Raw genomic sequence first — 21,229 nt, forward strand, 5'->3', positions numbered from 1 at the left:
CACGAACCTTCGCCCGGGCCCACCAGGGCGCGGCTGCCCGCATGGCGGCCGCCCTGCTTCCTGACAGGACATGATGACTTCAGCTTCCCTCGCTTCCCGAACCCGCTGGATCCTGCAATTCCTGTTCGTGCTGTCGGGATGCGCAGCGCTGATCTACCAGTCGATCTGGACGCATTACCTGGGCCTGACCCTGGGCCACGCTGCCTATGCCCAGACGCTGGTGCTGATGATGTTCATGGGCGGGATGGCGCTGGGCGCCTGGGGTGTCAGCCGCGTCACGGCGATGCTGCGCCGGCCCATCGCCGTCTACGCCGGCGCGGAAGCGCTGATCGGCGTGTTCGGCCTGGTCTTCCACACCGTCTTCGTGGCCTACAGCGAGCTCAGCCAGGACCGCGTGCTGCCCGCCCTGTCCAGCGCCGGGGCGGCCACCGCCTGGCAGTGGCTGAGCGCCGCCGCTCTGATCGCGCCGCAAACGGTGCTGCTGGGCGCCACCTTCCCGCTGCTCGCCGTGGGCGTGCTCCGGTTGCCCGGCAGCCAGCAGAGCCAGACCCTGGGCGGCCTGTATTTCACCAACGGCATCGGCGCGGCCCTTGGCGCGCTGATTGCCACCTTTGGCCTGCTGCCCGCGGTCGGTATGCCCGGCGCCCTGCAGACCGCGGCCTGGCTGAACCTTGCCGTGGCCGCGGCGAGCATGGTCCTGAGCCTGGCCTGGCGAGAGGGCGGCGTGCCCACCCCACCCGCTGCGAGTGACAACGCCGACGGCGCCGGACCGGGCCGGTTGCTGCCCGCTCTGCTGGTCGCCACCTTCCTGTCCAGCGCCGCCTCCTTTGCCTATGAACTCGGCTGGGTGCGCATGCTCAACCAGGCCCTGGGCAGCAGCCTGCACAGCTTCGAGCTGATGCTGGCCGCCTTCATCGCCGGCCTGGCGCTGGGCGGCCTGTGGGTGCGGCGCGTGGGTGACCGCATCGGCGACCTGGTGCGCTATGCCGGCTTCGTGCAGGTGGCGATGGGTCTTTGCGCCATCGCTTCGGTGGGCTTGCTGGGCAGTGCATACAACTGGGTGCCCTGGCTACTGCAGGCGCTGGCGCGCAGCGCGGCCGGCTACATCCTCTACAACGTGGCCACGGCCGGGATTGCCGTCCTCATCATGGTGCCGGTGGCCTTCTTCGCCGGCATGACGCTGCCGCTGTTCACGGCCGCGCTGCTGCGCCGCGGCGCCGGCGAGCGCGCCATTGGGCAGGTCTATGCAGCCAATACGCTCGGCGCCATCCTCGGTGTGCTGGTGGCCGCGCACTGGCTGATGCCGGCGATGGGCGTGGGGCTAATGCTGCTCGTGGCGGCCGCCGTTGACTTCGCCATTGGCCTGGCCCTGCTGCGCAGCCTCAGCCCCGGCCGCTGGACCGTCGCCAACGTGGCAATCGCGAGCGTCGGTGCCGTCGTGCTCAGCAGCATGCTGCAGTGGGGGTTGCCGGACCGCCTGCTGCAGTCGGCGGGCGTCTTTCGTTACGGCAACACCGACACCAGCGGCCGCGAGCTGCTGTACTACCGGGACGGCGCCACAGCCAGTATTTCGGTCGTTCGCAAGGGCCAGTTCTCCGTCATCTCGACGAACGGCAAGCCGGACGCGGGCTGGACCGCTATCGATCAGCCGCCCAGCGCCGACGAGATCACCATGCTCATGCTCGGGGCGCTGGCCCTGTCAGCCCATCCCCAGCCTCAGGATATAGCCGTCATCGGCTGGGGGTCAGGGCTCAGCACGCACACGCTGCTGGGCTCAGCCGCGCCGCGCCGCGTCGACAGCATCGAGATCGAGCCGGCCATGTGGGAAGGTGCCAAGGCGCTGGGTGCGCGCAACGTGCGTGCCTACGCCGATCCCCGCTCCCACGTCCATTTCGAGGATGCGCGGGAATTCTTCGCCCGCGGTCAGCAGCGCTATGACGTCGTGGCCTCCGAGCCCTCCAACCCCTGGGTCAGCGGAGTGGCCAGCCTGTTCACGCAGGAGTTCTACCGCCGCGTGAAAAGCAGCCTCAAGCCCGACGGACTGCTGGTGCAGTGGGTGCACGGCTATGAGATTTCCGACGCCCTGTTGGCCGAGATGATCGCGGCGCTGATCAGCGAATTCCCCGACAGCGAGCTCTATTTCGTCGATGCGACTGACCTGCTCATCCTGGCTCCGCGGACCAAGCCCGGTCCGCTCAGCGACCTGCCCTGGCGCACCAAGATGCTGTCAGCGGAGCTGAAACGTGTGGGCTTGCGCTCGCCGGCGGACCTTGAGGCGCGTCACGTCGGCGGCCCGGGCGTGCTGCGCAGCTATGTGCGCATGCAGGCGGCCCATCCCCATTCGGACTTCTTTCCGACGATCTCGCTGAACGCGCCGCAGCAGCGATTCCAGGGCGCCCAGGCCACGCTGCTGTTGCGCCTGGCCACTGCGGGCCTGCCAGTGCTGCCGGTGCTGGACTGCCGCGCACCGCTGCCGGCCTCGGTTCCTCTCGGCCCGGCCGTCAACCATCCCGTCCTGGAGGCACGCCAGCACGCGGTCGCGGCGCTGCAGCGCTTTGACGGGCGCGCCCCGGGCCCCGACCACAGCGGCGACGGCCTCACGCGCTTGGTCGATGCCCTGCAAGCCCAGCACAAGGGCGCCACGGCCCTGGACGAAGACAGCCTGCTGATCTACCTCGCCAACCTGGCGCAGGCTGTGCTCGGCCACATCGACGGCGCGGATCAACAGGCACTGTGGGACGGGGCTGCTTGGCGGCGCTTGCGGCCGGAGTTATCGCCGCGAACTTTCCAGGTGCTGGGACTCTATGAATCGGTGTCGCGCCAGAACTGGCAGTCCGTTGAGACGCAGGCTCGGCAGTTGCTAGCCCAGCCGCCCGGCCCGATGCCCCAAGCCCTGAACGAGCAGATCCTGGTGCTCGGCATGCTGGCGGGCATAGCCCAGGGCAAGATGGATGCGGTGCGTATGTGGGAGGCCCAGTGGGTCGCAAGGGTGCCAGCGGCAGGGCTTGCAGAGACACGCCAATTCCTCAAGGCCTGGGAAGATGGCGGCGAACGCGCCTGTTCACTAGGGAGGCCGACATGACGGTGTATTGCGGCCAATGCCTTTGCGGCCAGGTGCAGATCAATGCGCACGGCGAGCCGCTTCGCATCGGCATCTGCCATTGCATGGACTGTCGCAAGGAGAGCGGCTCGGCCTTCACCTTCTACGCCGTCTGGCCAGCCGGCCAGTTCGAGCATCAAGGCGACACCGCCGAGTTCCGCGGCCAGCGCTTCTGCCCTCGTTGCGGGGCCCGGCTGTTTTCCCTCGACGACCAAGAGGCCGAGATCAAGCTCGGCATCCTGTCGAAGGCGCCCACGCCGCTGGTGCCGAGCTACGAGCTCTGGGTCAAGCGCCGCGAGCCCTGGCTTCAGGCCGTCCCGGGCGCCGAGCAGTTCGACGAGAACAGGGGCTGAGCCCCGGGATCAACTGCCCTGGGTCCAGCCGCCGCCCAGCGCCTTGACGAGTTGCGCCGTCGCCGCCCATTGCGCGCCGCGCAGCTGGGCCAGCGCGCGCTCGGTGGCGAGCGGCGTGCGCTCGGCCTCGGTCACGTCCAGATAGCTGACGGCGCCCTTGTCATAGCGGCTCTTGGCCACGTTCAACGCCTGGCTGCTGGACGCCAACGTGCGGTTCTGGGCGTCCACCACCGTCGCGCGCCCCTGCAGTTCGGCCAGCGCGTCGTCGACCTCGCGCAAGGCCTGCAGCATGCGGCCGCGGAAAGCGGCGAGAGACTCGTCCACCGAGGCCCTCGCGCCGGCGAGGTTGGCCTTGTTGCGGCCGCCCTCGAAGATGGGCAGCGAGATGCTCGGACCGATGTTGTACAGGCGCGCTGGCGCGGAGATCAGCGAGTCCAACTCTTTGCTCTGGTAGCCGAAGCTGCCGGTCAGGCGGATGGACGGGTAGAAGGCGGCCTCGGCGATGCCGACCTGGGCGGTTGCGGCATGCAGCTGGGCCAGGCTCTGGGCCAGGTCCGGGCGGCGTTGCAGCAGCTCGGACGGCAGGCCGGCGCGGATCTGCGGCGGTGCCGGCATCGGTGACGCCCGCAGCTTCAGCTCGGCCGCGGCCTGGCCGGTCAGCGCGGCGATCTGGTTGGCCACCAGCGCCTGGCGGCGCGGCAGGTCGGCCACGTCGGCGTCGGCCGAGGCCAGTTCGGCGCGCACGCGCTCCAGGTCCTGCGTCGTCGAGGAGCCCGCGTCGAAGCGGGTCTGTGCGACCTTGAAGGCGTTGGCGCGGCTGTCGCGCAGGCGTTGCAGCGCCGCGGCTTCATCGGCCAGCGCGCGCCACTGCCAGTAGGCGGCGGCGACGTCGGCGGTCAGCGCGACGCGGGCGGCGGCAGCGTCGAGCGTGGAGGCATCCAGCTGGGCTTGCGAAGCTTCAGCCTGGCGCTTCACGCGGCCCCAGAGGTCCAGCTCCCAGCCGATGGAGGCCTGCACCCCGGTCTGGGTGCCGTCGAAGGTGATGGCCTGGCCGCCCAGCACCGGCGTCGTGACCGACTTGGCGGACGTGCGCAGGTTGGTGACGCTGCCGCCGACGTCGACACGCGGCAGCTCGTCCGCCTTTGTCGCGCCATACACGGCGCGGGCGCGTTCGACCCGGGCGGCCGCGGCCGCCAGCGTCGGGCTGGCCTGCAGGGCCTGCGCTTCGAGCGCGTTGAGCTGGGCGTCGCCAAACAGCAGCCACCAGTCGCGCTGCAGCTCGGCGCCGGCCACGGGTGCGGCGGCACGGTAGGCCGCAGGTGCGTTGGGGGCCGGGGCCTGGTAGTTGGGGCCGAGCGTCGTGCAGGCGGCCAGCGAAGCTGTCAGAAGCAGCGAAAACGAGAACTTTGCATTCATCTCTATCTCCGAACGGGAGTGCATGACCAAGCGGCAGCCGTGGAACCGGCTTTGCCGGGCCACTGGCTGCGCCCCCTTGAGGGGGAGCGCGAAGCGCAACGGGGGTGGGCCATCAATGTGCGGCTTCGGCGGCGCCGGCGCCACCGAGCACCTTCTTGCTCATCCAGACGATGAACACGCAGCTGATCAGCGCGATGCCAAGGATCAGGAAAGCGTCGTTGTAGGCCATGACGAAGCTGTCGCGGCGCACGACGTTGTCAAGCGCCTTGATTGCCATGTCCTGGGCCGTGGCGAGGTCGGCGCCCTTGCTGGCGAAGTTCTGCGCCAGCGTGTCCAGGCGGGCTTGCGTGGCGGGGTCGTAAAGGCTGACGGCCTCGCCGACGCGGGCGCTGTGCAGGTGCTCGCGGTTGGTCAGCAGCGTGGCCAGCGCGGCGATGCCGACCGAGCCGCCGAGGTTGCGCATCATGTTGAACATGCCCGAGGCGCTGGGCAGCAGGTTGGGCGGGACGCCGTTCACCGCGAAGTTGGTCAGCGTGATCATGATCAGCGGCTGGCCCAGGGCGCGCACGATCTGCGCGAACAACAGTTCCGGGCCGGCCGTGTCGGCGCTCATGTGGGTGTTCATGAAGCACGAGGTGGCGAACAGCGCCAAGCCCACGCTCATCATCACGCGGTTGTCCAGCTTGGTGGACAGCTTGGCCGCGAAGGGCATGATGAAGAGCTGCGGCAGGCCCATCCACATGATGACGATGCCGATCTGCATCGGCGTGTAGCTGGCGATCTGGCCCAGGTACAGCGGCAGGATGAAGGCCGAGCCGTACAGGCCCATGCCGGTGGCGAAAGCAATGACGCCGGCAATCAGGAAGCTCGGGCGGCCGAGGATGTGCAGGTCGATGAAGGTGTTCTTGCGCGTCAGGCCGCGCCAGGCCCAGCCATAGATGCCGCCCACCGCCAGCACGGCGGCCGTGATGATGAAGGGGCTTGAGAACCAGTCCTTGGCATTGCCCTCTTCCAGCATCGCGGTCAGCGAACCCAGGCCGACGGCCATGAAGACGACGCCCCACCAGTCCACCTCACGCAGCAGTCGCAAGTTCATCGGCTCCTTGTCCAGGCCGATGCTGACGCCCAGCATCAGCAGGATGCCGGGGGCCCAGTTGATGTAGAAGATGCTGGGCCAGCCATAGAGCTCGGTCAGGTAGCCGCCGACCGTGGGGCCAAGCGTGGGGGCGAGCGTGGCTGTCATGCCGAACAGGGCCAGGCCAATGGGCCGCTTGTTCAACGGCAGCTTGCGCGTGACCAGCGTCATCGCCATCGGGATCATGACGCCGCCGGTGAAGCCCTGGGCCGCACGGAAGGCGATCATGGACTCCAGGCTCCAGGCCATGCCGCACAGCGTGCTGAAGATCAGGAACAGCGCGACGTTGACGACCAGGTAGCGGCGCGTGGAGAACACCATCGACAGGAAGCCCGCGAGCGGGATGACGACGATCTCGGCGACCAGGTAGGCGCTGGAGATCCAGGAGCCCTCTTCCTGCGTGGCTGAGAGCGCCCCGAGGATGTCGCGCAGTGAGGAGTTGGTGATAGCAATGTCAAGCACGGCCATGAAGGCGCCCAACAGGCTCGCCAGCACCGCCAGCCAGGTGCGGCCGCTGACCTTCTGGTCGGGCGGCGGGGGGAGGTAGTTCTCGTTGCCCATGGCGGAGTTACTCGGCGATTTCGACTTCCACCTGCACCGACAGGCCGGGCACGATGCGTGTGGCGGCTTCACCCAAGCCCTTCAAGCTTTCAGGCTCGAAGACAACCTTGACCGGCACGCGCTGGACGATCTTGGTGAAGTTGCCGGTCGCGTTGTCCGGCGGCAGCAGCGCGAAGCTGGCGCCCGAAGCCGGGGCAAAGCTGTCGACGTGGGCTTCCAGCTCCTTGCCCGGGAAGGCGTCGACCTTGACGTGCACCTTCTGGCCGGGCTTCATCTTCGCGAGCTGGGTCTCCTTGAAGTTGGCCGTGATCCAGACCTCGGGCTCGACGATGGCCGCCAACTGCTGGCCGGCCTGCACGCGCTGGCCGACCTCGACCGTGCGCTTGCCGACGCGGCCGTCGCTGGACGCGCGCAGCTCGACATAGCCAAGCTGGTTCTGAGCGTCCTTCAGCAAGGCCTGCGTCGCACTCTTTTGCGCGTTGGCCGACTGGCGCGCGCTCTCGGCGGCGGCGATGGCTTCCTTGGCGGCCGAGGCGCCGGCCTTGCGGGCGGTCAGGTCGGCGCGGGCCACGTCGCGGGCGGCAAGCGCGGCATCCAGTTCCTGCTTGCTCGTGGCGCGCAACTCGGCGCCGAACAGCGCCTGGCTGCGCTTGGCGTCCAGCTCGGTGCGGGCCAGCACGCTCTCGGCCTGGGCGACCTGCGAGTTCGTCACCGCGGCCTGGGCCTTGGACTGGGCGATCTGCGCAGCCGTCGTTGCGATGGCCGCGTCGGCCTGCGCGATCTGGGCCTTCAGGCGCTCGATCTGCACGGCGGCGTCGGACGGGTCCAGGCGCAGCAGCACGTCGCCAGCCTTGACCACAGCGTTGTCCTGCATGCGCATCTCGGTGACGACGCCGGCCACGCGCGTGGCGACCGGGTGCAGGCGGCCGGCGACAAAGGCGTTCTCGGTCTCGACGAGATGCTGTGCGCGCCACCACATGCGGCCACCCAGGCCGATGCCGCCGATCAGCAGGATCGCGCCGACGATGAGCAGGGGCACGGGCGGGCCGCTCTTGGCAGGCTTCGGGGCAACGGTGTTGTCTTGCGGTGCATTCATGACAGGGTTTCCTTGTTGTTGCTTGAGGTTGTTCTAGGGCTGAGGCGGCCCATGCCGCCAGACTGGAATCGCTGCAGCGCGGCCACAACCTGGCCTTCGTTGCTCATGACAAAGGGGCCGTGGCGCACGACGGGCTCGAAAAGCGGCCGGCCGCAGAAGCAGGCCAGGCGCAGCGCCTCAGCGGCCACGATGCGGGCGCCGCCACCGACGGACACGCTCAGGGCTCGGCCGGTGGTCAGTGGCAGCTCGCCGGTGTGGCCGCTGCCGTGGATGGGGATGGCAAAACCCTGCTCGCCCTCGGGCAGCACGAAATCGAAGGCAGCGCCGGCGTCAATGTCGACCAGCACCAGCGAGGTCGACCAAGGCAAGTCCAGCCCGGTGTCGGCACCGAAGACCTGCACCGCCCGCCAGCCTTCGCCCACGCGGCGCGGCATCTGCTCGGCGCCCAGCCGCATAACGGTGGGCGCGCGCAGCTTCTGCTCGGCGGGCAGGTTGACGAAGATCTGCAGGCCATGCGCCTCGCGGCCCGCCTCGATGGGAAATTCGTCATGCATGACGCCCCGGCCGGCCAGCGTCCAGTGCAGGCCGCCAGGCAGGATTTCATGCTCGCCACCCAGGGAATCGCGGCTGCGCATGCCGGTGGCCGAGTCGTCGAAGAGATAGGTCACCGCCGAGAAGCCTGCATGCGGATGCGGCGCAAACGCCGGCTCGGTCATGCGGAAGTGGTCGACCATGATGAAGGGGTCGAGCAGCGCCAGCGGCTCGCGCCAACCCTCGGCCTGGAAGCCGGCGCCGATGCGGTGCCTTTGGGGCTGGAGAAGACGGGCGGTTGACATGATGGCCGCGACTGTAGAGAGTTCCATTTATGGCGAATAGCCACAAAACTCAAACTCACCGTTCCGGAAACGAAACGAAACCAAACGAGAAACAGCGAGATAAACGACGCCATGAAGATCGACGACCTCTTGCTGCTGGCCCAGGTTCACAAGGCGGGATCGCTGTCCGAGGCCTCCCGCCAGCTCGACCTGCCCAAGGCAACCTTGAGCCGGCGCCTCACGGCGTTGGAGACCTCGGTAGCCGCCCGCCTCTTTGTGCCCGGCGCCAGCCGGCTGACGTTGACGGAGCTGGGCGAGCAACTCGCCGAACGCGCTGCCCGCCATGAAGAGGACATCGCCGAGACGCGCGAATGGCTGGCCTCACGCGATGCCACGCCCACAGGGCGACTGCGCGTGTCCGTGCCGGCCGAGTTCGCGATGCTGGTGTTGGCGGAAAGCTTTGCGCGCTTCGTACGCCGCTACCCCAAGGTGGAGCTGGAGGTGGACACGACGCMACGCCGTGTCGACCTTTTCAACGAGCCCTATGACGTGGCCGTGCGCATGGGCCCGGTGGACGAGCCCGACCTGGTGGCGCGCCAATACATGCTGCTGGAGCGTGGCCTGTATGCCAGCCCGGTCTATCTGCAGGCCAGGCCCGCACCGCAGACGCCTGCAGACCTGGCCGAGCATGACTTCGTCGTGCTGACCCAGGGCAAGGGCATGTACCGCACGCTGCAGAACGGCAAGCAGACGGCCGAGGTGCATCCGGTTGGCCCGCTGGAAGCGAACTCCATCGGCCTGGTGCTGTCACTGACCCGCGCCGGCGGCGGGCTCGGCAGCTTTCCCTTCGGCATGGTGGCGTCGGACATCGCCGCGGGCACGCTGGTGCCTGTGTTGCCCGAGTGGAGCTACGAGCCCCTGCCCGTGACGCTGCTGACGGCCAGCCGCCGGCTGATGCCGGCCAAGACGCGCGCTTTCATCGACCACCTGTTCGAGACCGTGCCCGAATGGGCGCATGTGAAGGGCGTGCTGGGGCCGGACGCGACGCCGCGGCGCAAGCCCTGATCAGGCGCCGGCCGGCCGCGCCACCTCCACCGCCGGGGCGGCGTACTCGACCTGTTCGATGCGAGCGATGAAGCGCGAGGCCGGCCTCGTGCTCAGTTCACCTGGGCAAAGAAGCTGCGGATGTCATCGATCAGCAACTGCGGCGCATCCGTTGCGGCGAAGTGGCCGCCCTCCGGCATCTCGGTCCACTGGCGGATGTTGCTGTGCGAACGCTCGGCAAAGGCCCGCACGGAGCGAAAGTCGTTCGGGAAGGAGGCGACCGCGGTGGGCGCCGCGTTGGGCAGCTCGCGGTAGCCGGCGCCGGTGCGGGCGTTCTCCAGATAGAACTCGGCCGCCTGGCCGCCGGTGGCCGTGAACCAGTACAGCGACACATGCGTCAGGAAACGCTCGCGATCCATCGTGGTGGCGGCCTCGCCCTCGAAGCCGAAGAAGAGCTCGGCATTCCAGGCCAGCTGCGCGACCGGTGAATCGACCAGGCCGAAGCCGAGCGTCGCCGGCCGCTTGGACTGGATCTCCGCATAGCCGTTGTACTTCTGGAAGCGCGCCAGGTTGCCCAGGCCGGCCTTCTCGAAAGGCGACAGCTTCTCCATCTCGCCCGGCGCGCCGCTCGGGAAGGCAAAGATCTGCTGCAGGTGCACGCCCACCAGCCCTTGCGGATTCAGGATGCCCAACTCGCGGGTCACCAGCGCGCCGGCGTCGCCGCCCTGCGCGCCGTAGCGCTCATAGCCGAGGCGCTTCATCAGCACATCCCACGCGGCGGCGGTGCGGGCGGCGTCCCAGCCAGGCCCCGCCAGCGGCGACGAGAACGCGAAGCCAGGCAGCGACGGGATGACGAGATGGAAGGCCTGCGCGGGGTCGAGGCCATGGGCGCGCGGGTCGCTCAGCGGGCCGATCAGGTCGAGGAACTCGGCCACCGTGCTGGGCCAGCCATGGGTGAGGATCAGCGGCAGCGCATGCGGCTCAGGCGAGCGCACGTGCAGAAAGTGGATCGTCTGGCCGTCGATCTCAGTGGTGAACTGCGGGTGGCGGTTCAGCGCGGCTTCCTGCTGGCGCCAGTCGAAACCGTTCAGCCACTGGTGGGCCAGTTCACGGACGAAGGCGACGGGCTGGCCGCGGCTCCAGTCCTGCGCCACGGCCTGCGGCCAGCGCGTCTGGCGCAGGCGCTGCTTCAGGTCGTCGATGGCGGCTTGCGGGATGTCGATGTGGAAGGGGCGGATGGCAGCGGTCATGGTGGGCTCCAGGTGAGGTGAATCGATGGAACCCAGTGTCCGCAGCGGTCGGTTGGGGGTCTTGTAAAAACCCGCCACGGGGCGCTCGCATTTCTTCATCCACCGGCTGTCCGAAAGCTGTCGCCAGGGCTGCGGCTCTCGTCACACAATGACCGGCGCCGCCTCCCGCGCGGCGGCGTACTTCCAAGACTCAAGGAGCCGCACATGAAAAGGATTTCCCAGCTCAACGCCATCGCGCTCACGGCAGCCCTGCTGCCAGCCGCCGGCTTCTGCGCCGAAACGGCGACCGCACACCCCGGCCAGCACCCGGCCCACTGGACTTACAGCGGCGTGACCGGGCCGGCCAAATGGGCCAGCGTCGACGAGAAGTTCGGCACCTGCGCGATGGGGCAGACCCAGTCGCCCATCGACATCCGCACCACCGACGTCCAGTCGGCTGCCCTGCCCGCGATCAGCTTCGACTACAAGCCCACGCCGCTGAAGATCATCGACAACGGCCACACCGTGCAGGTCAACATCGCGCCGGGCAGTTCGATCACCGTCGGCGACAAGCGCTACGAGCTGCTGCAGTTCCACTTCCACAAGCCCAGTGAGGAACGGGTGAACGGCAAGGCCTATCCGCTCGTGGCTCATCTCGTTCACAAGAGCGAGGACGGCAAGCTGGCCGTCGTGGCGGTGTTGATGGACAAGGGTGCCAGGCTGCCGCTGATCCAGGCCGTGTTCGACAACCTGCCCAAGGCCAAGGAGCAGGAGTCCAGCGTCGCCGGCCTTGGCATCGACCTGAACGCCCTGCTGCCCGACAACCGCGCCTACTACAGCTTCGCCGGCTCGCTGACGACGCCGCCCTGCAGCGAAGGCGTCAGCTGGTTCGTGCTGAAGACGCCGGTGCAGGTGTCTGCCGAGCAGATCGCCCGCTTCGGCCGCGTCTATGCAATGAACGCCCGACCCGTGCAGCCGCTCAACGGCCGGGTCATCCAGGTCAGCCAGTGAGCGGGCGGGCGCTGCTCAGGCGCCCGTCTCCAACAAGGCCCGCAGGCCGGCCTCGTCGAGCACGGGGACGCCGAGGCTGCGGGCCTTCTCCAGCTTGCTGCCGGCCTCCTCGCCGGCGATGACGTAATTCGTCTTCTTCGACACCGAGCCGCTGACCTTGCCGCCCGCCTCCTCGATCAAGGCCTGGGCCTCGTCGCGCGAGAGTGTCGGCAGCGTGCCTGTCAACACCAGCGTCTTGCCCAGCAGCGGCCGCGGCCGGTCGTCGGCCTCGCCCGCGCTTTCCTTCGGGCTTACGCCGGCCGCCAGCAGCTGCTCGACGACCTCGCGGTTGTGCGGCTGGGCGAAGAACGTGTGGATGCTGGCCGCGACGATGGGGCCGACATCAGGCACTTCGAGCAATTGCTCGACGCTGGCGTTCATCAGCTTGTCCAGCGTGCCAAAGTGCCGCGCCAGCTCCTTGGCCGTCGTCTCGCCAACCTGGCGGATGCCGAGCGAAAACAGGAAGCGCGCGAGCGTGGGCGTCTTGCTCTTTTCCAGCGCGTCAACGATGTTCTGCGCGCTCTTCTCGGCCATGCGGTCCAGCGCCGCGAGCTTGGCGACGCCGAGCTTGTAGAGGCCCGGCAGGCTCAGCACGATGCCGGCGTCGACGAGTTGCTCGACCAGCTTGTCGCCCAGGCCTTCGATGTCCATCGCGCGGCGACCGGCGAAGTGCAGCATGGCCTGCTTGCGCTGGGCCGGGCAGAAGACGCCGCCCGAGCAGCGGTGATCCATGCCGCCGCGCTCGCGCACGACCTCGCTTTTGCAGACGGGGCAGGCGCGCGGCATGTGGAAGTTGGGCACGTAGCTGGCGCGCTCGCCGGGCACGCGGCCGACGACCTCGGGAATCACGTCGCCGGCGCGGCGGATGATGACCTTGTCCCCCACGCGCACGCCCTTGCGGCGCATCTCGAAGACGTTGTGCAGCGTGGCGTTGCTGACGGTCGTGCCGCCGACGAACACCGGGTCCAGCCGCGCCACCGGCGTCAGCTTCCCTGTCCGACCCACCTGCACGTCGATGGCCAGCAGTGTCGTCACCTGCTCTTGGGCCGGGTATTTGTGGGCCACGGCCCAGCGCGGCTCGCGCGTCTTGAAGCCGAGCCTCTGCTGCAACTCGCGGGAATTGACCTTGTAGACGACGCCGTCGATGTCGAAGGGCAGATCGTCACGCGCAGCCGCCACGCGCTGGTGGAATTCGACCAGGCCCGCCGTACCGGCCGCGACCGTGCGCAGCTTGTTGACGGGCACGCCGAAGTCGGCCAAGGCATCGAGCAGGCCGGACTGCGTCGCCGGCAGCGCCCAGCCCTGCACGTCGCCGATGCCATAGGCGTAGAAGCTCAGCGGCTTGTCGCGCGCCTGGCGCGAATCGAGCTGGCGGATGGCGCCGGCGGCCGTGTTGCGCGGGTTGACAAAGGTCTTGTCGCCCTTGGCACGCTGGCGCTCGTTCAGCGCCTCGAAGGCGTCGCGGCGCATGTACACCTCGCCGCGCACTTCCAGCACCGGTGGCGCATCACCTTTCAAGCGCAGCGGAATCTGGCCGATGGTGCGCACGTTGTGCGTGACGTCCTCGCCCGTCTCGCCGTCGCCGCGCGTGGCGGCCTGCACCAGCACGCCGGCTTCAAAGCGCAGGTTGATGGCCAGGCCGTCGAACTTCAGTTCGGCGTTGTAGTCGACCAGTGCGTCGCCCTCCTTCAGCCCCAACTCGCGGCGTACGCGGGCGTCAAAGGCGATGGCTCCGCCTTCGGTCGTGTCGGTCTCGGTCGTGATCGACAGCATGGGCACGACATGGCGCACCGGCGTCAGCCCCGGCAGCACGGCGCCGATGACGCGCTGGGTGGGCGAGTCCGCCGTCAGCAGCTCAGGATGGGCGGCCTCGAGGGCCTGCAGCTCGGCAAAGAGCTTGTCGTACTCGGCGTCCGGCAGTTCGGGCGCATCGAGCACGTAGTACTGGTGGGCGTGATGGTTCAGCTGGGCGCGCAGATCGGCGGCGCGGGAGGCGGGGGCGGCGGTCATGGGGGCATTTTGTCGCGGTCGGACAATCCGCCGCATGAGCTCCCGCGTCGATTTCCTGCACGCCGGCCCCGCCGTCGGTTTCGACCAGCCCTTCGAGATGCTGGCCGCCTGCCACGAGCGCGTGCGCCGCAGCCTGGATCTGCTGCAGCGCCTGCGCGCCCATGTCCAGCAGCACGGCGTCGATGCCCAGGCGCGCGACGCTGCGGCCGATGTGCTGCGCTATTTCGACCGCGCCGGCCCGGCTCACCACGAAGACGAGGAGCGCCATGTGCTGCCGCGGCTGCGCAGGGCTGGCCTGACGGATCTGGCCGATCGACTGCACGCCGACCACGTCGAGATGGGGCGACTGTGGGCGCTGTTGCGCGAGCCTCTGCTCGCATGGACCGGCGGAAGAACCGCGCCTCTTGATGCCAATGTGTTACTTAACTACACAACTCTCTATCAGGCCCATTTGGCAGCCGAAGACGATCAAGCATTCCCCATCGCCCAGTCCCATCTGGACAAAACGTCCCTCTCCAAGATTGGAGAAGAGATGGCATCGCGTCGAAAATCGCCCTGAGCCACCTCGCCGCCGCCGAATGTTCTAGGGATTTTGATCGTTGATTGGTAGTTTTCCTACATTTAAATTGCCGCCGTCTGTCTAGAGTCGCAGCACTTTCCTGAACGGGAAAGGCGGCCAGGGCAAGCAGTCGATTGGCCGAACCCAGCCGCCCCATGACGAGGGCGGCGGTCGACCACATGACGGAGACACACCCATGCCATCGCTGCTGCCCGCGAGCTTCCGACTCGCCCCTTCGCTCTCGTTCGCGCTCGCACTGAGCGCCGCCCTCGCCTCACCGGCCCACGCGCTGAACCCCAACTCGACATCGGTCCAGATGTTTGAGTGGGCTTGGCCCGACATCGCCACCGAATGCACCCAATGGCTGGGCCCCAAGGGCTTTGGCGGCGTGCAGATCTCGCCGCCCGGCGCGTCCAAGAACGCCAATGGCTGGTGGGGCGTCTACCAGCCGGTCAACTACACCAACCTGACCAGCCGCATGGGCACGCCGTCCCAGCTGCAGACCATGATCAACACCTGCCACACGGCCGGTGTGCGCGTCTATGCCGACATCGTCGTCAACCAGATGGCCGACGGCAGCGGCACGGCCACCGATGGCTCGACCTGGAACGCGGGCACGCTGAGCTACCCGTTCTTCAGCGCCAGCGACTTCCACGCCAACTGCAACATCGCCGACAGCGACTACAACTCGCCCTCGGGCCGCTGGGCGGTACAGAACTGCCGCCTCGGCGGCCTGCCTGACCTGTCTACCGAAAGCAGTTATGTGCAGGGCCAGATCGTCAACTACCTGAAGGCCCTGCTGGCCATGGGCGTGGACGGCTTCCGCATCGATGCGTCCAAGCACATGCCGGCCGGCGCCTGGACGTCGATCATGAACGCGGTCAAGGCCACCTACCCGACGACGCTGCAGGGCGAGCCGATCTGGGTCACGCAGGAGATCATCAACGACGGCGAGGTGGACCGGCCGAGCTACTTCCCCGTAGGCACGCTCAACGAGTTCCAGTTCACTTCGGCCATGCGCGATGTCTTCCGCAACAACAACGGCCTGAACCTCGCGAGCATCCCGAGCGTCATGGGCACCTGGGGCAACTGGGGCGGCAGCTGGGGCTTCATCCAGCCGCAGAACGCGACCGTCTTCGTCGCGAACTGGGACACCGAGCGCAACGGCGGCTCGCTGAACATCAACAACAACGGCGGCGCCGATGCCGGTGGCCAGCGGTACACGCTGGCGCACGTCTTCATGCTGGCCCAGGGCTATGGCGAGGCCCAGCTCTACTCGGGCTTCAAGTTCACCGACACCGGCGCCGACCGGCCAGGCGCCAGCCCCTACAGCGGCGGCACGCCGCAGATCAACGTCGTCTGGGACTTCGCCCACCGCTGGACGCCGTTGGCCAACATGGTGGCCTTTCGCAATGCGTCAATCGGCCAGGCGCAGCAGAACTGGATCGTCGGCAACAACGGCAACCAGGTCGCCTTCAGCCGCGGCAATGTGGGCTTCGTCGCGCTGAACAACAGCGGCAGTGCCTGGACGCGCACGTTTGCCACGGGTCTCTCCGCAGGCACCTACTGCAACGTCATCAACGGCACGAAGAACGCCGCCGGTACTGGCTGCACGGCCGACTCGATCACGGTGGATGCCAGCGGCAACGCCAGCATCACGGTGCCGGCCAACAGCGGCAGCCCCACGCCGGCCGTGGCCATCTACACCGGGCAGAAGACCAGCGGCGGCGGCGGCAGCAGCTGTGCCGTGACCTTCACGATCGCCAACGCCAACACGGTGATGGGCGAAAACCTGCGCGTCGTTGGCAACGTGACCGGTCTCGGCGCCTGGGCGCCGGGTTCAGGCTTCGCGCTGACCATCCAGGGCTCAGGCGCCAACGTGCCGTGGACGGGCACCGTCAGCCTGCCCGCCGGCACGGCGATTCAATACAAGTATGTGAAGTGGAACGGCTCGTCGGCCGTCTGGGAAAGCAATCAAGCCACCGGCAGCGGCAACCGCGAGTTCACGAGCTGCGCCAGCGGTTCGCAGGCTCGCAGCGACGGCAACTTCAAACCCTGACGGCAGGCGCTACCGCGGTGATCATGACCTGGTCGACCCGGTAGCTGTCCACGTCAACCACCTCGAAGCGCCAGCCTTCCCACTCGACGACATCGGTGCGCCGCGGAATGCGGCGCAGCATGACCATCAGGAAGCCGGCCAAGGTGTCGTAGGTGCCGGCATGCGGCCAGCCCTCGATGCCGAGCGACCGCTCGACATCCGGGATGGGCGTGATGCCGTCGGCCAGGAAGGAACCGTCCTCGCGGCGCACGATCTGCTCCTCGTCGTGCGGCGCGACGAGACTGCCCATCACCGTATTCATCACGTCGTTCAGCGTGATGACGCCCACCACGCGGCTGTACTCGTTGACGACGACGGCGAAGTCCTCATGCGCGTCGCGGAACTGGGTCAGCATCTCGGACAGCGTCAGCCTGTCGGGCACGATGAGCACTTTCTTGACCAGCACGCCGCCGTCCTCGCGCAGCGACAGTTTCTCGTCGCGCAGCACACGCTGGAACAGGTCGGTTGCGTCCACGTAGCCGACGACCTGGTCGACGTCGCCGTCGCAGACGACATAGGTCGAGTGGGGCGTGTCGGCGATGCGGTTGCGGATCAGCACGTCATCGTCGTCGCGCGAGAAGAAGACGATGCGCTCGCGCTCCGTCATCACCGTCTCGACGGTGCGCGTGTCCAACTCGAACACGTTGGCGATGACCTGCTGCTCCTCGTCTGCCACGACGCCGGCCTGGTAGCCGGCCTCGGTCAGCGCGAGGATGTCGCGGTAGCTGATGGTCTCGTCACGCTTGGCCGGCAGGCCCAGCATGCGGATCAAGCCCTCGGTGATGCCGCTGAACAACCAGGCCAGGGGCTTCAGCACGCGGCACAGGGCCAGCATGGGGCCTACCAACGTCATGGCGACGCGCTCCGGCTCGTTCATCGACAAGCGCTTGGGCACCAGGTCGGCCAGCACGATGAAGAGCGATGTGATGCTGATGAAGGACGCGGCAAAGCCCAGCGTCGCGGCCAGTTCGGGTGAAACGACGAGGCGCAGCGCCGCTTCGAAATGCGGCGTGAACGCACCCTCGCCAACGATGCCGGCCAGGATGGCGACCGTGTTGACGCCGATTTGCACGACGGTGAAGTAGTCGCCCGGGTGTTCCTGCACAGCCAGCACCTTGGCTGCGCGGGCATCGCCGGAGTCGGCGCGCTGCTGCAGGTTGAGCCGCCGCGAGGCCGCCAGTGACAGCTCGGCCATCGAGAAGAAGGCGCTGGCGGCGATGAGGAGGGCAATCAGCAGCAGGCTGGTGGTCAAGCGCCGAGTCCGAGGTCTGAATGGAGCTTCAGTTTATTCCGCGATCCCGCCCTCACGGCTGCACCGCTCCAGGAAGGCCGTCGCCTCTCGCACGGGCTGCGGGCGCGCATAGCCAAAGCCCTGCATCACGTCGCAATGCCAGTTGCGCAGGCAGGCCTCCTGGCTGGCATCCTCAACGCCTTCGGCCACCACCGTCATACCCAGGCTGTGCGACAGCTGGATCATGGCCTGCACGATGGCCGCACCGCCCTCGTCCTGGCCGAGGTCTCGAACGAAGGCGCGGTCGATCTTCAGGCGGTTGATGGGAAAGCGCTTCAGATAGGCCAGGCTCGAATAGCCGGTGCCGAAGTCATCGATGGCCAGGTGCAGGCCCAGCGCACGCAGCTCGGCCATCTTGGCGATGGTGGACTCGGCGTCGTCCATCATGGCGCCCTCGGTGATCTCCAGCTCGATGAAGTGCGGATCCATGCCGCTGCTCTCCAGCGCCTCGCGCACCGTGGCCATGAACTCGGGATGCTGGAACTGCCGCGGCGAGATGTTGATGGCCATCACGGGCCGGCCCAGCCCGCTGTCATGCCAGATCCTGGCCTGGCGGCAGGCCTGCTGCAGCACCCAGCGGCCAATGGGCACGATGAGACCGGATTCCTCGGCCAGCGGAATGAAGCGGTCCGGCGCAATCAGGCCGTCGGGGCTGCGCCAGCGCAGCAGGGCCTCAAAGCCCGACAGCCTGCGCGTGCGCAGATCGCACTGCGCCTGGTAGAAGAGTTCGAGTTCACCGCGCTCCAGGGCCTGTGACAGCCGTGCTTCCAGTTGCAGCCGGTCCTGCTGGTCGGCCAGCAGGCCTGCCGTGAAAACCACCGCGCTGTTGCCCGGCTGGCCCTGCGCCTGTCGCATGGCGAGCTGGATGGCCTTGGCCACGTCGGAGGTCTGCGCGCCGTGCCGCGGGTATTCAGCGGCACCGATGCTCAAGGTCACCGCGAGCTGCTGGCGCTGCACTTCGAAGACAGGCTGCATCACCTGCAGCAGCTGCTCCAGCAGGCTGCGCAGGGCGGCGTCATCGCCCAGTGCGGGCACGATGGCACCGAAGGAAAGTCCGTCCATCCGGTAGAGCCGGCCGCCGGCGCCCTCGACGACGGACTTCAGCCGAGCTGCCACCTGGCACAGCAAGTCGTCACCGGCGGCATGGCCCAGGCTGCCCATGATGCGGCTGAAGCGATTGATGGCTATCCCCAAGCCGATGAAGCTCTCGTTGCCGAGCTCCCGGGCCCGCCGCTCCAGTGCGCGCCGGTTGGGCAGGCCGGTCACGCGGTCATGCAGGCCGACGTAAGCCAGCTCGGCGTTGTGGGCCTGCAGCGTGCGGTTGGCCTTGCGGGCGCGGCGATACAAGGTCACTGTCAGCAGCACGACGATGAGCAGGGCGAGGGCCAGGCCCAGGGTCAGCCGCCTTTCGCTGCTGTGGCGCTCGAGCTGGCTGGCTTGCAGCTCGTTGTCATGCTTGAGGCTCTCCAGGGCGCGCTGGTTCTGCTCGAAGCTGGAGCGGCGCTGCAGTTCCAGCACCGTGCTGACACGGTCGTTGCGCACCAGCTCGGCCTCCAGCCCCAGTGCCTTGCGCGATTGGCGCAGCGCGCCCGCCGCATCGCCCAGGGCTTCCAGCAGGCCGGCATGCCGGTTCAACTGCTCCAGCAGGCGCACCTTGCGGCCCTGTTTCTCCAGCGACGCCAGGCCCTCGTTCACCAGTTGGTCGCCGGGGGCCGTCTGGCGCAAGCCGAGTCGCGCCAGCCCCGAACTGATCGTGGCCACGGCCACAGCGTCCTCGTCACCTTCCTGTCGGGCCAACTTCAGCGCAGTCTCGGCATAGCGCCCGGCCGCTACGAAGTTGCGTGCGCTCAGGTGTAGGTCGGCCAGTTCCTGCACGACCTCCGCCTGGGTGTTGAACCAGGTCGCGCTGCCCGAGGCAGGATTCACGGCGGCAGCGCTGGCGGCCAGCGTGGGCTCGATCTGGGCGGCCAGCCGGCGGGCCTGCTCCCGGGCCAGGTCGCGCGCCGGGCCGCGGCCAGCCTCTTCCTCGGCCAGGGACTCGATCAACTTGGCCGCCAGTTGCAGGGGCAGGCTGCCGGCGGACTCGGCCAGGCGAAAGGCCTGCTGCGCATCGGCACGGGCACCGTCGATGTCGTGCAGGACCAGGCGTATGGGCGCCAGCGCCATATGGGCCTGCGCCCCGCGCCGCGGGTTGGACTGGGCCTGCGCCGACCGGCTCGCCGCCGCGTAGCTGCGCAGGCCTTCCTGCAAATGCCCCGTCGCGAGGCTCAGATTGCCCGCCGTCATGAACACCCAGTAGCGCAAGGGCTCGTCCTGGGTCTTTTCCACCCAGGGCAGGGACGCGTTCACCCAGTCGTAGGCGACGCTCAGGCGGCCCGACAGTTGCAGGACGGTCGCGCGCAGTGCCAGCGCCGAAGCCATGGCCGCGGCATTGCCTTCGCGTTCGCCCAGATCGATGAGCTCGGCCGTTGCCGCATCGACCACCGTGAACTGGTCCATCATGCCGTGGGCATAGCCCCAGGCGGCGAGAAAGACGCGCAGGTTGTCGCCGCCCATGGCGCGGGCCTGCGCTTCCAGCGGCCGCAGGCGCGCGACCACCTCGGGCGGCTCGCTGCCATGGCTGGCTTCGATGGCTTCGATCTGCTGGGCGAGCGTGGGGGCGGCGAGGCTTGGCCCAGCGAACAGCGACAGCAGCAACAGCCAGCCCACCAGCCAGAACTGGGTGGCTGGACGAAGGGTGGGACTGAAAACTTGGGGGAAGCCGCCGCTGCGCATCAGGCTTGAAGGGCCGTGTAACGCGCAGACTTTAGAAGCTTTGCCCCCCGCCGCCCCGTCGGTTGTCAGTCAGACCGCGGCGTTTGCGCGGCCAATGTCACGCGATCAGCTGAACAGCCTTCGTGCGGCAGGCGAGCCGGCGGCCAGATCACGCTCCGCCAAAGCTTCGTAGAGTTTCTTCAGCTCAACGTCGATGGACGCGAAGGCATGCAGGCCCAGCACCTGGCCACGGTCGTCGCAAACCTCGGCCTCCAGATCGCGGGCCAGTGCGCGGGCCGACTCCTGCCAGAGCGCGAACGGCTCCTGATCGGCCGACGTCTGCGGCACGTCCAGCGCCAGCGTCAGCTCGCGCAGCGACAGCGCCTCGGGGTCTTCAGCCAGCGCAGCCTGGGCATCGAACTGCAGCGTCAGTACCGGCGGCGCGCCCTCTTCTGCCGACGGCATGACGAGGCGGCCTGGCAGCGCACCGGCGACGAAGCCGTGGCGACCCGCGGCCTGCTGCACAAAGCCAGGCGTCCAGGCCGCGGCCTTGGCACGCAGCAGCAGGGCAAGCTGGGCGTCATGGCTGGCCGCGAACTGATCCAGCTCGCGGGCGCGGGCGACGACGTCCAGCATGTCGGGGAACTGCACGAAGCCGCCCACGCCGTCGGCAAAGGCCTGGATCTTCTGCACGAACTCCGAGTACTCGATCTCGTTG

Annotated in this window: 15 protein-coding genes; 6 read left to right on the forward strand and 9 right to left on the reverse strand. The window is 68.2% G+C overall.

The genetic code is table 11. From position 1 onward, the window contains the following. Positions 1-73: 73 nt before the first annotated feature. Together ACXJKJ_RS27930 and ACXJKJ_RS27935 are read left to right on the forward strand one after the other, a co-directional pair. Complete coding sequence (locus ACXJKJ_RS27930) at positions 74-3,082, forward strand: fused MFS/spermidine synthase (protein ID WP_457394226.1); 3,009 nt, start codon at positions 74-76, stop codon at positions 3,080-3,082. Next, positions 3,079-3,453 (forward strand): GFA family protein, encoded by a 375-nt coding sequence (locus ACXJKJ_RS27935; protein ID WP_457394228.1) that lies wholly within the window; start codon positions 3,079-3,081, stop codon positions 3,451-3,453. The genes ACXJKJ_RS27930 and ACXJKJ_RS27935 overlap by 4 nt, the downstream gene beginning before the upstream one ends. A 9-nt stretch (positions 3,454-3,462) precedes the next feature. Here ACXJKJ_RS27935 and ACXJKJ_RS27940 read toward each other — a convergent pair whose 3' ends face one another. The 4 genes from ACXJKJ_RS27940 to ACXJKJ_RS27955 form a co-directional block, all read right to left on the reverse strand. Further along, on the reverse strand, positions 3,463-4,869 hold the full coding sequence (locus ACXJKJ_RS27940; protein ID WP_457394231.1) for an efflux transporter outer membrane subunit: 1,407 nt from the start codon (positions 4,867-4,869) through the stop codon (positions 3,463-3,465). 112 nt (positions 4,870-4,981) lie between these two features. Then, entirely contained in the window at positions 4,982-6,565 is a 1,584-nt protein-coding gene (locus tag ACXJKJ_RS27945) for a DHA2 family efflux MFS transporter permease subunit (protein WP_457394234.1), read from the reverse strand. Positions 6,566-6,572: 7 nt separating this feature from the next. Then, on the reverse strand, positions 6,573-7,661 hold the full coding sequence (locus tag ACXJKJ_RS27950; RefSeq protein WP_457394237.1) for an HlyD family secretion protein: 1,089 nt from the start codon (positions 7,659-7,661) through the stop codon (positions 6,573-6,575). Next, a complete protein-coding gene (locus ACXJKJ_RS27955) occupies positions 7,658-8,524 on the reverse strand; it encodes a pirin family protein (RefSeq protein ID WP_457394240.1) in 867 nt (288 codons plus the stop codon). Before ACXJKJ_RS27955 ends, ACXJKJ_RS27950 begins: the two co-directional genes overlap by 4 nt. A gap of 84 nt (positions 8,525-8,608) precedes the next feature. Here ACXJKJ_RS27955 and ACXJKJ_RS27960 point away from each other — a divergent pair, with 84 nt between their 5' ends. Beyond that, entirely contained in the window at positions 8,609-9,541 is a 933-nt protein-coding gene (locus ACXJKJ_RS27960) for a LysR substrate-binding domain-containing protein (protein ID WP_457394244.1), read from the forward strand. Between the two features lie 92 nt (positions 9,542-9,633). Here the strand turns inward: ACXJKJ_RS27960 and ACXJKJ_RS27965 are convergent, their stop codons facing one another. Beyond that, positions 9,634-10,770: an epoxide hydrolase family protein gene (locus ACXJKJ_RS27965; RefSeq protein ID WP_457394246.1), complete on the reverse strand. Its 1,137-nt coding sequence runs from the start codon at positions 10,768-10,770 to the stop codon at positions 9,634-9,636. Between the two features lie 204 nt (positions 10,771-10,974). Here ACXJKJ_RS27965 and ACXJKJ_RS27970 point away from each other — a divergent pair, with 204 nt between their 5' ends. Then, on the forward strand, positions 10,975-11,760 hold the full coding sequence (locus ACXJKJ_RS27970; protein WP_457352748.1) for a carbonic anhydrase: 786 nt from the start codon (positions 10,975-10,977) through the stop codon (positions 11,758-11,760). 15 nt (positions 11,761-11,775) lie between these two features. Here the strand turns inward: ACXJKJ_RS27970 and ligA are convergent, their stop codons facing one another. Next, positions 11,776-13,809, reverse strand: a complete 2,034-nt coding sequence (gene ligA, locus ACXJKJ_RS27975; RefSeq protein WP_457394249.1) for an NAD-dependent DNA ligase LigA — start codon at positions 13,807-13,809, stop codon at positions 11,776-11,778. A gap of 34 nt (positions 13,810-13,843) precedes the next feature. Here ligA and ACXJKJ_RS27980 point away from each other — a divergent pair, with 34 nt between their 5' ends. Next, entirely contained in the window at positions 13,844-14,368 is a 525-nt protein-coding gene (locus ACXJKJ_RS27980; RefSeq protein ID WP_457394251.1) for a hemerythrin domain-containing protein, read from the forward strand. Between the two features lie 196 nt (positions 14,369-14,564). After that, a complete protein-coding gene (locus ACXJKJ_RS27985; protein ID WP_457394253.1) occupies positions 14,565-16,427 on the forward strand; it encodes a carbohydrate-binding module family 20 domain-containing protein in 1,863 nt (620 codons plus the stop codon). Here the strand turns inward: ACXJKJ_RS27985 and ACXJKJ_RS27990 are convergent. The 3 genes from ACXJKJ_RS27990 to ACXJKJ_RS28000 all read right to left on the reverse strand — a co-directional run. Beyond that, positions 16,417-17,718 carry a hemolysin family protein gene (locus tag ACXJKJ_RS27990; RefSeq protein ID WP_457394255.1) on the reverse strand — a complete coding sequence of 434 codons (1,302 nt, stop codon included), beginning with the start codon at positions 17,716-17,718 and terminating at the stop codon, positions 16,417-16,419. The genes ACXJKJ_RS27985 and ACXJKJ_RS27990 overlap by 11 nt on opposite strands. Before the next feature lie 33 nt (positions 17,719-17,751). Then, the gene (locus ACXJKJ_RS27995; RefSeq protein ID WP_457394257.1) at positions 17,752-20,466 is read right to left on the reverse strand and encodes a putative bifunctional diguanylate cyclase/phosphodiesterase; all 2,715 of its coding nucleotides are present in this window, start codon (positions 20,464-20,466) and stop codon (positions 17,752-17,754) included. A 171-nt stretch (positions 20,467-20,637) separates the two neighbouring features. Then, a partial coding sequence (locus ACXJKJ_RS28000; protein ID WP_457394259.1) for a cell division protein ZipA C-terminal FtsZ-binding domain-containing protein occupies positions 20,638-21,229 on the reverse strand: 592 nt, incomplete at its 5' end.

Source organism: Roseateles sp. P5_E1 (genome assembly GCF_054049335.1).

Excerpts from the sequence above, each read along its gene's own strand:
- ACXJKJ_RS27930 (WP_457394226.1), top strand. The coding sequence starts at position 74 with ATGACTTCAGCTTCCCTCGCTTCCCGAACCCGCTGGATCCTGCAATTC.
- ACXJKJ_RS27935 (WP_457394228.1), top strand. The coding sequence starts at position 3,079 with ATGACGGTGTATTGCGGCCAATGCCTTTGCGGCCAGGTGCAGATCAAT.
- ACXJKJ_RS27940 (WP_457394231.1), bottom strand. The coding sequence starts at position 4,869 with ATGAATGCAAAGTTCTCGTTTTCGCTGCTTCTGACAGCTTCGCTGGCC.
- ACXJKJ_RS27945 (WP_457394234.1), bottom strand. The coding sequence starts at position 6,565 with ATGGGCAACGAGAACTACCTCCCCCCGCCGCCCGACCAGAAGGTCAGC.
- ACXJKJ_RS27950 (WP_457394237.1), bottom strand. The coding sequence starts at position 7,661 with ATGAATGCACCGCAAGACAACACCGTTGCCCCGAAGCCTGCCAAGAGC.
- ACXJKJ_RS27955 (WP_457394240.1), bottom strand. The coding sequence starts at position 8,524 with ATGGAACTCTCTACAGTCGCGGCCATCATGTCAACCGCCCGTCTTCTC.
- ACXJKJ_RS27965 (WP_457394246.1), bottom strand. The coding sequence starts at position 10,770 with ATGACCGCTGCCATCCGCCCCTTCCACATCGACATCCCGCAAGCCGCC.
- ACXJKJ_RS27970 (WP_457352748.1), top strand. The coding sequence starts at position 10,975 with ATGAAAAGGATTTCCCAGCTCAACGCCATCGCGCTCACGGCAGCCCTG.
- ligA (WP_457394249.1), bottom strand. The coding sequence starts at position 13,809 with ATGACCGCCGCCCCCGCCTCCCGCGCCGCCGATCTGCGCGCCCAGCTG.
- ACXJKJ_RS27980 (WP_457394251.1), top strand. The coding sequence starts at position 13,844 with ATGAGCTCCCGCGTCGATTTCCTGCACGCCGGCCCCGCCGTCGGTTTC.
- ACXJKJ_RS27985 (WP_457394253.1), top strand. The coding sequence starts at position 14,565 with ATGCCATCGCTGCTGCCCGCGAGCTTCCGACTCGCCCCTTCGCTCTCG.